The 11,803-nt window shown below is 46.5% G+C and carries 8 protein-coding genes; all 8 read right to left on the bottom strand.

What is annotated here, in order from left to right; genetic code table 11:
* Positions 1–1,083, bottom strand: a complete 1,083-nt coding sequence (locus G5B12_RS07955) for a sugar transferase (RefSeq protein WP_330597653.1) — start codon at positions 1,081–1,083, stop codon at positions 1–3.
* 470 nt (positions 1,084–1,553) lie between these two features.
* A complete protein-coding gene (gene ilvA / locus G5B12_RS07950; protein ID WP_119248029.1) occupies positions 1,554–2,765 on the bottom strand; it encodes a threonine ammonia-lyase in 1,212 nt (403 codons plus the stop codon).
* A gap of 2 nt (positions 2,766–2,767) precedes the next feature.
* Positions 2,768–3,706, bottom strand: coding sequence for a signal recognition particle-docking protein FtsY (gene ftsY / locus G5B12_RS07945; protein WP_118062468.1), 939 nt, complete (start codon positions 3,704–3,706; stop codon positions 2,768–2,770).
* Positions 3,707–3,724: 18 nt separating this feature from the next.
* Entirely contained in the window at positions 3,725–7,285 is a 3,561-nt protein-coding gene (smc, locus tag G5B12_RS07940; protein ID WP_174088018.1) for a chromosome segregation protein SMC, read from the bottom strand.
* A 14-nt stretch (positions 7,286–7,299) separates the two neighbouring features.
* Positions 7,300–7,980: a ribonuclease III gene (gene rnc, locus G5B12_RS07935; protein ID WP_021977667.1), complete on the bottom strand. Its 681-nt coding sequence runs from the start codon at positions 7,978–7,980 to the stop codon at positions 7,300–7,302.
* Positions 7,970–8,218 (bottom strand): acyl carrier protein, encoded by a 249-nt coding sequence (locus tag G5B12_RS17435; protein WP_021977668.1) that lies wholly within the window; start codon positions 8,216–8,218, stop codon positions 7,970–7,972. Before G5B12_RS17435 ends, rnc begins: the two co-directional genes overlap by 11 nt.
* Before the next feature lie 76 nt (positions 8,219–8,294).
* Complete coding sequence (gene plsX, locus G5B12_RS07925; RefSeq protein WP_118062471.1) at positions 8,295–9,341, bottom strand: phosphate acyltransferase PlsX; 1,047 nt, start codon at positions 9,339–9,341, stop codon at positions 8,295–8,297.
* 248 nt (positions 9,342–9,589) lie between these two features.
* The gene (locus G5B12_RS07920; protein ID WP_118062472.1) at positions 9,590–11,422 is read right to left on the bottom strand and encodes an ABC-F family ATP-binding cassette domain-containing protein; all 1,833 of its coding nucleotides are present in this window, start codon (positions 11,420–11,422) and stop codon (positions 9,590–9,592) included.
* Between the last annotated feature and the right edge of the window lie 381 nt (positions 11,423–11,803).

The following is an 11,803-nucleotide window of genomic DNA, read 5'->3' as shown; positions in this document are numbered from 1 at the left end:
CTAAGCCAGCGAAACCCCTGTAAAATCAAGGTTTTTCTTGGTTGTTCCTATTATACCGCTATCTCCGTTAAGTACATTCCAGAACTGTGGAAACTCATCCAGAGATGTTTTTCGGATAAATTCTCCAATGCCGGTTTTCTTTCGTCCATCTGGCAGGATCTTGTTTCCGATCACACGTGGGTCAAAATCCAGTTTGAACATACGGCCATCGCTCATTTTGTTCTGGGACATCAGTTCTGCTTTACGGGCTTCCGCATCCATGTACATGCTTCGGAACTTATACATCTTAAATGGCTTTCCATTTTTTCCGATTCTGGTCTGTGAAAAGAAGATCGGGCCGGGAGAACTGATGTAAATGGCCGGTGCAATGAAAATAAAAATAATACCGGTCAGTACGCAGCCTACAAGTCCGCCGGCTATATCCAGCAATCTTTTCAACATGGCCTGTCTGTCTGTGGAATAATTCATACTTGTGGTGATCACAGTGTAATCTCCAATTCTTTCCACAAACTGTTTCTGTCCTGGAGTTTTATGTATTTTTGAAAGATTTACGTGGACAACGATTCCCATCTCTATCAGTTCTTCGTAAAGTTTCTGTGGATAAAGATGCTCATCTCCAACGTTGATCAGTACCTCGTCAACCCAATGCTGGCAAATGTATCCTGCAGCATCTTCAATCGTTGCCACTACCGGTATTCCTGCAATCTCTTTCCCTACCATGGTACAGTCTGTTATGATAATGCCATTGATATCATAGCGGTTATAATTATGCTGGCGAATAGACTGTATTACAGATTCTGCCACATCTGATGAAGTTACAATATAAAGGGAATGCTCTCCTCTTTCCGCCATCATACGTATAAGATGTTTTTTCCAAAGGAGTCTGACTGCATAAGATAAGATGACGTAAATAACACCTGTAAAATACAGAACCGCTCTTGAAAAGCCTCTGCCGTCATCTACAGTGAACAGATACAGACCTGCCGCAAGTTCTATAATGATGATCTGCTTGATAAGCATATTTAATTCCCGGTAATAGCCTCTTCGAAGGACACCTGTATAGCTTTCAAACAGTATGATCACGATCAAATCTGCAAATAATAGAAAAATTAATGTGTTACAATAGATCTGATTGCTGAAAAAATCAATGTAATTATGATTTCGTATTATGTATGCTAAAATAAACGCACCGAACATGCATATTAAATCAAGCAAAATAAAGTCTTTATGTTTATACCAACCATGTGATTTCTTTTGATACATCTTTTCCTTCTTCACTCCCTGTGGACTTTATGCCGTTTTAGCATTTTATCTGTTGTTTTTGTTGGGATTTACCATTTTTTATCAAAATATAAAATTTCCCGTATGTAATATAATGTTACCAGTCGTATTTTGTCTTGTCAAGGATATAACTTACCGCTTTTGTGTTGTTTATGCCTGGTAGTTGTCATAGTTCGTTGTTCGGCTGCATTTCCACCATAAAAAACGTCCCAGGTTGATATGTACTCTGAGACGTTTTTCATATTCGCTTTTATTTCGCTATATCCTGTTTCTTACAGGATCGCCCGCACAACTCTGGGTTTGCATCCTGCTTTCTCCAGTGCTGCAACGATCTGATTCTTGTGGTCTGTTCCAAATGCCTCCATGGTGATCCGAAGTTCCACGGCTGCATTTCGGTTGGTGCTTACAAACTGGTTATGATCCAACTTAATGACATTACCCTGATTTTCAGCGATGACGCTGGCTACCCGTACCAGTTCACCCGGCTTGTCCGGAATGAGAACGGATACTGTGAAGATTCGGTCACGCTGGATGAGTCCGTGCTGTACAACAGAGGACATTGTGATCACATCCATATTTCCGCCACTTAAGATAGAAACGATCTTTTTGTTCTTTACGTCCAGGTGACGGAGAGCTGCTACGGTAAGAAGACCGGAGTTCTCTACGATCATCTTGTGATTTTCTACCATATCCAGGAAAGCTACGATCAGTTCATCATCATCAATGGTGATGATGTCGTCCAGGTTCTCCTGGATATACGGGAAGATATTTTTTCCCGGGGTCTGCACTGCAGTACCATCTGCAATGGTATTTACGTGAGGAAGAGTTACAACCTCACCTTTCTCCAGGGAAGCTTTCATGCAGGCTGCTCCTGCTGGCTCCACGCCGATGACTTTGATATGAGGGTTCAGAAGCTTGGCAAGTGTGGAAACACCTGTTGCAAGTCCACCTCCTCCAATAGGTACCAGGATATAATCTACCAGCGGGAGTTCCTGTACGATCTCCATGGCGATGGTTCCCTGTCCGGTGGCTACTGCCGGGTCGTCAAAAGGATGGATAAAGGTATATCCGTTCTCCTCTGCAAGCTGAAGCGCATGGGCACATGCCTCATCGTAAACATCTCCGTGAAGGATGACTTCCGCTCCGTAGCTCTTGGTACGCTCCACCTTGATCAGTGGTGTGGTGGTAGGCATGACAATGACGGCTTTTACTCCGTATTTATGTGCAGCATAGGCAACACCCTGTGCATGATTTCCGGCAGATGCGGTAATCAGTCCTTTGTTTCTCTCTTCGTCAGAAAGTGTGCTGATCTTGTAATATGCACCACGTACTTTGTAGGCGCCGGTACGCTGCATGTTCTCCGGTTTCAGGTAAACCTTGTTTCCTGTCATGTCAGAGAAATAACTGCTGTATATCAGCTTTGTTTCCTGTGTCACTTCTTTTACTTTTGCTGCCGCTTCTTCAAAGCTTTCTAATGTAAGCATAATTAGCTCCTTTCTTCTACGTCAAAGAGGGCGTTTACAAATGCGTCTGCGTCGAATTTCTGCAAGTCATCGATGCTCTCGCCTACTCCGATGTATTTTACTGGTATATCAAGCTCGGACTGGATCGCTACGGCGATTCCACCCTTGGCTGTACCATCAAGTTTGGTAAGGATAATTCCGGTGACGTTGGCTACCTCAGCAAACTGTCTTGCCTGGGAAAGTGCATTCTGACCGGTGGTTCCGTCAAGAACAACCAGGGTTTCCAGATAGGCTTCCGGGTACTCACGTTCCAGAATACGGTAAATTTTGCGAAGCTCCTCCATCAGGTTCTTCTTATTGTGAAGTCTTCCTGCTGTGTCGCAGATCAGTACATCGGCATTTCTGGCCTTGGCTGCTGCCACCGCATCATAGACAACCGATGCCGGGTCTGCACCGTCCTGTCCGCCGATGATCTCGACTCCTGCACGGTTGGCCCACTGTGTCAGCTGTTCTCCGGCTGCCGCACGGAAGGTATCTGCCGCACCAAGGATTACTTTCTTTCCCTGATCCTTCAGTTTACCGGCAAGTTTACCAACGGAGGTAGTCTTACCGACTCCGTTGACACCGATCACCAGGATCACGGATTTCCGGTTCTCGAATTCATATTCTGTGCTCTCCACCTGCATCTGCTTCTTGATACTGTCGATCAGAAGCTGCTTGCACTGGGACGGCTCTTTGATATGCTGTTCAGCCACCTGTTCCTTCAGGTGCTCCAGAATGGAGGTAGTAGCGTTAATGCCGATGTCTCCCATGATCAGGATTTCTTCCAGCTCTTCGTAAAAATCATCATCAATACTGGAAAAACCGCTGAAAATGGAATCAAATCCGGCAACGATATTGTCTCGCGTTTTGGTAAGTCCGCTTACCAGACGTTTAAAAAATCCTTTTTTTTCTTCTGCCATACTGTTTCATCCCCTCTGCTACCGGGTAAGCTGGTTCTCTACCAGGTCTACTGATACCAGCGTTGATACCCCTTTTTCCTGCATGGTAATTCCATAAAGGCGGTCTGCAGCATTCATGGTACCACGTCTATGTGTTATTATAATAAATTGTGTGTTCTTCGTCAACTTCTGTAAATATCCTGCAAAACGGCCTACGTTTGAGTCATCCAGGGCTGCCTCGATCTCATCCAGAAAACAGAACGGTGATGGTTTCAGGTTCTGGATGGCAAAAAGAAGGGCAATGGCTGTCAGTGCCTTCTCTCCACCGGAAAGCTGCATCATGTTCTGAAGTTTTTTTCCGGGCGGCTGGGAAATAATTTTGATTCCTGCCTCCAGAATATCCTCGTCTTCCGCAAGTTCCAGAGTTCCCCGGCCTCCGCCGAACAGCTCCTTAAATGCCTTGTCAAATTCTTTCTGGATCTCTCCGAATTTTTCGGTGAACTGTTTCCGCATTCCCTCATCCAGCTCCTGAATGATCTGTTCCAGCGTTTTTTCCGCTTCCAGAAGATCGTTGTACTGGCCGCTTAAGAAGGTATGGCGTTCCAGAAGTTCCTTGTAATCCTCAATGGCATTGACATTGACAGAACCAAGGGCCCGGATCTCATCCTTTAATTTGTGGATCTGCTGTTTCATCACATGGCGATCACCAAGTTCTTCTTTTCGGTACTGCAGCGCATTATTCGGGGTAATCTCGTATTCTTCCCACATATAGGAAATACGGGCTTCCCGGTTTTCCTCGATCTTTTCCGCCTGGGTTTTCAGACGGAAACATTCTTTATCCAGAAGACTGATCTGATTGGACAGCTCATCCCGTTTTTCAAAGAACTCTTTATGACTCTTTGTACTTTCTTCTTTTTCCTGCTGCAGCTTTTCAAGCTGTTTTTCGGATGCTTCTTCTTTTGCGGCAAAGCTCTCGATCTCTACACGGACATTCTCGATGGTTTTTCTTTTCTGTGCTGTTTCCTGGCTGCCTTTTTCCAGGGAATCCAGGATTTCTTCTTTTTCTTTTAAAAGAACATCGATCTCTTCTTTCAGACGTTTCAGGTTTTCCTTTATGAAGCTTTCTTTCTGCTGGGATGCGGATGCGTCCAGACGGATCTTTTCCAGAGTTTCCAGGGTTTGTGCCTCATCCTTTTTCCAGTCTTCCAGTTCCTTCTGCCGGGTTTCGATGAAGGTTTCCAGCTCTTCCTCGTCCTTTTTGGAAGTTTCCAGTTCCTGGGTGATCTGGGCGTTATCTGCCTGCATTTCTCTTGTCTGGCGGCGGATTTCTTCCTCTTCCCGCTCGATCCTTGCATAACCGCCCCGGATTTCTTCTGCTTTTTTCTCCAGCTGCTCGATGTTCATCCTGGCTGTATTCTGCCCGATGGACTGTTCCTGGAATTTCTGCTGCAGGGAATTTACGGTATCCCGCATTTCGTTTCGTTTACTGCGGTTATCCTCCATAGACTGACGGATTTCGTTGTACCTGGCCGCCAGTTCTTTCACTTTCTTTTCCAGTTCTTCGATCTCACGGCGGCGACCGAGAAGATTGCTGTTGTTCTTAAAAGCTCCACCTGTCATGGAACCACCCGGGCTTAAGGACTCGCCCTCCAGAGTTACCATCCGGATACTGTGGCGGTATTTCCTGGCAATGGCAATGGCGTGATCAATATTGTCCACAACCAGTACTTTTCCAAGAAGATAGCCGATCAGTCCTGTGTACTCTTTATCTGCACTTACCAGACCACTTGCAAGACCGATGGCTCCCGGTTCGTTTAAAGCTCCCCGCTGAGTGAACTCGCCTCTCTGGGAAATGCTGTTTAAGGGAAGAAACGTAGCACGTCCGTACCGGTTTTTCTTCAGGAATTCGATCATCTCCTTGGCAGTCTGTTCATTGTCTGTGACAATATTCTGGATGCTTCCGCCAAGTGCCGTCTCAATGGCGATCTCGTAGTTTTTCTCCACATGGATGATATCTGCCACAACGCCACGGATGCCCGGTACATGGTCTTTCTGCTCCATGACGCGGCGGATGCTGTTTCCGTAGCCATCGTAGCGTTCCGTAATATTCCTTAAGGATTCCAGACGGGAAGCCTCTCTGTGGTAGGCTCTCTGGCTTTCTTCCAGCTCTGTATTCTGCTGTTTCAGGGTTTCCTGGATGGCTTTGATCTCTTTTGTGAGGTTACTTCCTTCTTCCCTGATGGCCTGAATGGATTCGGTGATTGTATCGTACTCTTTTTTTGCCTGAGTGATGGCCGACTGCTGCTCTTCTTCCTGAGTTTTCAGAGAAAGCATTCTCTGGCTGATTCCGGCCTTCCGGATATCCAGCTGCTCCATCATGGCATCAAAACGCTGCGCTTTACCTTTGGTGTTGGCACGGGAGTTGAGGATTTCGATAATCTCGTTTTTTCCATCTTCTACTGCCTGGGTACATTCTTCGATGTTGCTCTGGATGTTATCCAGTTTTTCCTGTTCATCGGAAAGCTCTCTGCTGACTTCGCGAAGCTTTGCCTGCAGATCTGCCCTCTGCTCTTCCAGTTCCTCTCTGTCTGCGGATTTTTTCTCCGTGTCTTCCTGAATGGCCAAAAGGCGGCTGCGATAATGGCTGTCATTCTGCTCACCTGCAAGGATCTGTTCATGAAGGACATTGATCTCACCGGAAAGCTGCTGCTTGCGGATGGCACGGTCCCGGCTTTCCTCCCTGAGAGCATCCATACGCTGGTTCAGCTCTTCCAGAGATTTTTCCAGGCGTTCATACTCGTCTTTGGTGCGGCTGTGGGCGTCTTTTGCCTCCTGTAACTGATTTTCCGCGATTCTGGTCTTTTCTTCCAGCTCTCTGATCAGCTTGCCGGTGTGTTCATATTCCAGAAGGAACATGTTTACATCCAGTTCTTTTAAGCTTTCTCTTTTTGCCAGATAGATCTTCGCGGTTTCAGACTGGCGTTCCAGAGGTTCCAGCTGTTTGGTCAGCTCGCTTAAAATATCAGTGACACGGACCAGGTTCTGCTGTTCTTCTTCCAGTTTTTTCAAGGTAGTGTTCTTTCGTCTTTTGAACTTGACGATTCCTGCTGCCTCATCAAAAAGCTCACGGCGGTCTTCCGGTTTACCACTTAAGATCTTGTCAATCTGGCCCTGGCCGATGATGGAATAGCCTTCTTTTCCGATACCGGTATCATAAAACATCTCGTTGATGTCTTTCAGACGGCAGGAGCTTCCGTTGATGCGGTACTCACTTTCCCCGGAGCGGTACAGTCTTCTGGTTACGGTCACTTCCTCAAAATCCACCGGAAGCTTATGGTCGCTGTTATCCAGAGTAATGGCTACGGATGCAAAGCTTAAGGGCTTCCTGAGTTCTGTTCCGGAAAAAATAACGTCCTGCATGTTTCCGCCTCGCAGCTGCTTGGCACTCTGCTCGCCCAGAACCCAGCGGACTGCATCGCCGACGTTGCTTTTTCCACTGCCGTTAGGCCCTACAATACCGGTGATCCCGTTATGAAATTCAAAATTGATTTTCTGTGCAAAAGATTTGAATCCCTGCACCTCTATATTTTTCAGATACATTGGACACCTGCTGTTTATTTGATCCTGCGGATCGCCTCAAGGGCTGCGGCCTGCTCTGCCGCTTTCTTGGTATGGCCGGTTCCGGTTCCCATACTCTCTCCGTTGATCAGGGCTTCTACGGTAAAGCTCTTGCTGTGATCCGGTCCTTCTTCTTTCAGAAGACGGTATTCCACCGGATGGTTTCCACCTTCCTGCACCATCTCCTGCAGTACGGTCTTGCTGTCATAAAAAATCCTCTTATCTTCCAGGTCATTGAGGATAAATTTCAGCACAAATGTCTGGGCCGGTTCAAAACCGCCGTCCAGATACATGGCTCCAATGAGGGATTCCAGAGCATCGGATACGATGGAGTCACGTTTCCGGCCGCCCATCATCTCTTCGCCTCTTCCAAGAAGAATGAACTCCGGAAGGCCGAATTCTCTTGCACAGTAGGCAAGGCTCTTTTCGCACACCATGCTGGCGCGCTTTTTGGTAAGTTCTCCCTCCTGGTTATTGCGGAATTTTTTGTACAGAAAGTCACTGCTGATCAGTTCCAGCACTGCATCCCCCAGAAATTCCAGGCGCTCGTTGCAGCCAAGTTTTCCAAGATGTTTCTCATTGGCGTAGGAACTGTGCGTCATTGCCTGTTCCAGCAAAGATTTTGCGGTAAACTGATATCCGATGGTCTGTTCCAGTTTTTTTAAATTATTTTCCATTTCTTTTTCCCTTCGTTGCGCGGCGAAGAGTCTCCACTGCATCTCCTATGGTAACGATCTCTTCTGCTTCCTGCTGATCAATATGGATATCATAAGTTTCTTCCAGATCAATGAGGATCTGAAAGAAATCCAGAGAATCAATTCCCAGATCATCTACAAACGTAGTTTTCTCGGTAATGGTACCCATGGTCTTTCCCAGAGTTTTCTCGATGATTGTTTTCAGTATTTCCAGTTCCAAGACTGCTCGCCTCCTGTTCTGTCTGTAATACTTTCGGGACTTATCTGTCTGTACCCCGTATTTTGATTTCTGTTTTTTATTTTTCTTCGGTTTTTGCTTCTGCCTGTGCTTTCTGTTCAGCTGCAATAAATTCTTCGATCTTTTCGTTGATCTTTTCTTCCTTAAACTGCTCGCACTGGAAGATAGCATGGCGGATCTCCACACTCTTCGCGCTTCCGTGACTCTTTACTACCAGACCTTTCAGTCCAAGAAGCGGGGCTCCGCCATATTCACTGGCGTCAAAAGCTTTCAGGGTTTCCTTGAGGGCCGGTTTCACCATCAGGGCTCCTACTTTACTTCGGAGGCTTGTCATCATGCCTTTTTTGATCATGGATACCATGGTAGCTCCCACGCCTTCATAAAGCTTGAGGATCACATTTCCCACAAATGCTTCGCAGACAACTACATCTGCGTATCCTGCCGGGATGTCCCTTGCCTCAATGCTTCCGATGAAATTAATATCTTTGCATGCTTTTAAGAGAGGGAAAGTGGCCTTAACCAGGGCATTGCCTTTTTCTTCCTCTGCACCGTTATTTACGATGGCTACTCTTGGTTTCTTAACTCCCACTACGTTCTCCATATAAATGGAACCCATCTGTGCAAACTGTACCAGATGATTCGGTCTGGCGTCTACGTTGGCTCCGCAGTCGATCAGAAGGGAAACGCCTTTGGCTGTCGGGATCAGCGGGGCAAGAGGCGGTCTCTGGATACCTTTGATCCTGCCTACGATCACCTGGCCGCCTACCAGAACAGCTCCGGTGCTTCCGGAAGATACGAAGGCATCTGCTTCCTGTTTTTTTACAAGATTTAAACCTACTACAATAGAGGAGTCTTTCTTTTTCTGGATCGCCATTACCGGAGGCTCCGCGGTCTCGATCACCTGGGAAGCGTGTACTACACGGATTCTGTCTTTCGGATAATCCGGGTATTTCTGAAGTTCTGCCTGGATCACGTCTTCCTGTCCTGTGAGGATGACCTGGATATTCTGTTTCTCTTTTACGGCTTCTACTGCTGCTTTTACCGGCTCTACAGGGGCATTGTCACCGCCCATTGCGTCTACAACGACTTTTACCATTTCTGACATATGTTGTCCTTTCTCTGTCCGAAAACCTTTTCGGAATGCATATGGTACACTGTAGTGAAAATCCTCAGACCCAGCGGTACAAGGATTTTCACTGCAGAGTACCAAAACAAATGTACCGTTACTTATGATACTAAAATTCTGCCCGGGAAGTCAATACGTTTCGCGCAAACCCTGAAAATAAAACAGTTGAAAACAGAGAGCTTATAGCGGTATTCCCCGAAATGCTATAAGCTCTCTGCTGATATATCTTATTCTTTCTGCGCCTCGATCTGTTCCGCAAGGTCGTTTAAATACACCCAACGATCCATTTTTTCATCCAGCTTCTGCTGGGTTTCCTGCTGTTCTTCGGAAAGCTCCCTGAGTTTTCCGGCATTGGTGGCATTGGCTGCCATTTCTTTATCGATCTGTTCCAGACGGTCTTCCAGAGCCGCAATGTCATCATCGATGGTTTCGAATTCTTTCTGTTCTTTATAGGTAAATTTCAGCTTCTGTTTCCGGTTCTGTTTCCAGGTATCTGCAGAGGATTTCTTTTTTTCCGGTTCCGGCGTTTCGTTCTGGCTGCTGCCTGCCATATCCGAACGTGTTTCCAGAGTCTGTCCTTTTCTGGCTTTCGCCTCCAGGTAATCGGTGTATCCGCCTTCATACTGTACCAGCTGTCCATCCCCTTCAAATGCCATAATGCGGTTCACTACATTATCAAGGAAATAACGGTCATGAGATACGGTAATCACAATACCGGAAAAAGAATCCAGATAATCTTCCAGGATAGTCATAGTAGGGATATCCAGATCATTTCCTGGCTCATCCAGGAGCAGGACGTTCGGTGCCTCCATCAAGACTTTCAGAAGGTACAGTCTTCTCTTCTCTCCTCCGGAAAGTTTTTCTACAGGTGTGTACTGCATGGCCGGGTCAAAAAGAAATCTCTCCAGCATCTGGGAGGCGGTGATTCTTCCTTCTTTCGTCGGAACATATTCTGCCACTTCGCGAATATAATCGATCACTCGCTGTCTTCCATCCATATCCGGAACGTTCTGGGCGAGATATCCGATGCGGATGGTTTCGCCGATCTGAATTTCTCCGGAATCCGGAGCAACCAGTCCTTCTACCATCTTAAGGAGGGTGGATTTTCCACAGCCGTTGGGGCCGATGATTCCAAGGCGCTGATCTCTTAGAACAATATAATCAAAATCATTGATCAGAAGGCGGCCTTCTATGGCTTTACTCACGTGATGGAACTCTACGGTCTTTTTGCCCATACGGGTTTCCACGGAGTCCATCTCTACATTCTGATCTTTTACCGGAGTTTTTCCTGCTTTCAGTGCTTCCAGACGGTCAAGCCTTGCCCTCTGCTTGGTACTTCTGGCCCGGCAGCCTCTCGCCGCCCATTCCAGTTCCATCCGAAGGACACTGCGGCGTTTACGGTCGCTGGCAAGCTCCATCTCTTCTCTCTGGGCTTTCAATTCCAGAAACCTGGAGTAATCTCCTGCGTAGGAATATAATTTCCCGTGACTGATCTCCAGGATACGGTTGGCTACACGATCCAGAAAGTATCGGTCATGTGTAACCATGATCACGGTTCCACGGAAATTCCTGAGGAAATCTTCCAGCCAGGTAACCATCTCCCCGTCCAGGTGGTTGGTGGGCTCATCCAGGATCAGGATGTCTGCCGGGTTTAAAAGCATTCTGGCCAGCGCCACTCTCTTCTTCTCACCGCCGGATAGATTGTCCATATTGCTGTTCTGATCTGTAATTCCGAGAGTGTTCAGCATACGGCGTGCCTCGCTCTCTGTACTCCAGTCTTTCTGCCACTTACCCTCTGCCACATAGTCCAGAATGGTCATATGCTGTGGAAATTCCGGAGTCTGGGGAAGCCAGCTGATACGGATCCCGTTCTGGGTGATCACCTGGCCCTCATCCGGTTCTTCTTCTCCTGCTATTACCCGGAGCAGGGTAGTTTTTCCCGTTCCGTTGACACCGATGATCCCGATCTTTTCTCCCTGGTCAATGCCACAGGAAATATCGTCAAAAATCACCTTGTCTCCAAAAATCTTGTGGATATGTTCTATATTAAGAATGTTCATGTGTGTTTCTCCATTTTCTTTTTTCGTAAGTTCCTGCAGATAAAGATATCCGCATTGGCTTTTTCACTCTACAACGAATAATAACGAATTTCCTGCTTTCCGTCAAGAAGCATGTATTTTGGGAACGGGGAAAACGGCTGCGTTTCATGCTCTGAAATACAGCCGTTGTTGTAAGGTTTTTTTTAAGGATTTTGTCTGGATTTTTGTTGACAGTTTCTCATGTCGCCAGGTTTCTTTTTTACTTTCCGTATATCTACCGCCTTTCTTTTTGGATGACATCATTGTAAAATATTTCCCGGCAAATGACAACCAACCTGTGACGAAATGACGTTTTCCATGATATCTTGCACTCTTTTTCCAGAATTTACTAATGATTTTGAG

This window comes from Blautia sp. MSK.20.85 (assembly GCF_013317245.1).
Classification (GTDB): Bacteria; Bacillota; Clostridia; order Lachnospirales; family Lachnospiraceae; genus Blautia_A.
The sequence above is the reverse complement of the archived record's forward strand: the minus strand, read 5'-3'. Positions and strand labels throughout refer to the sequence as shown.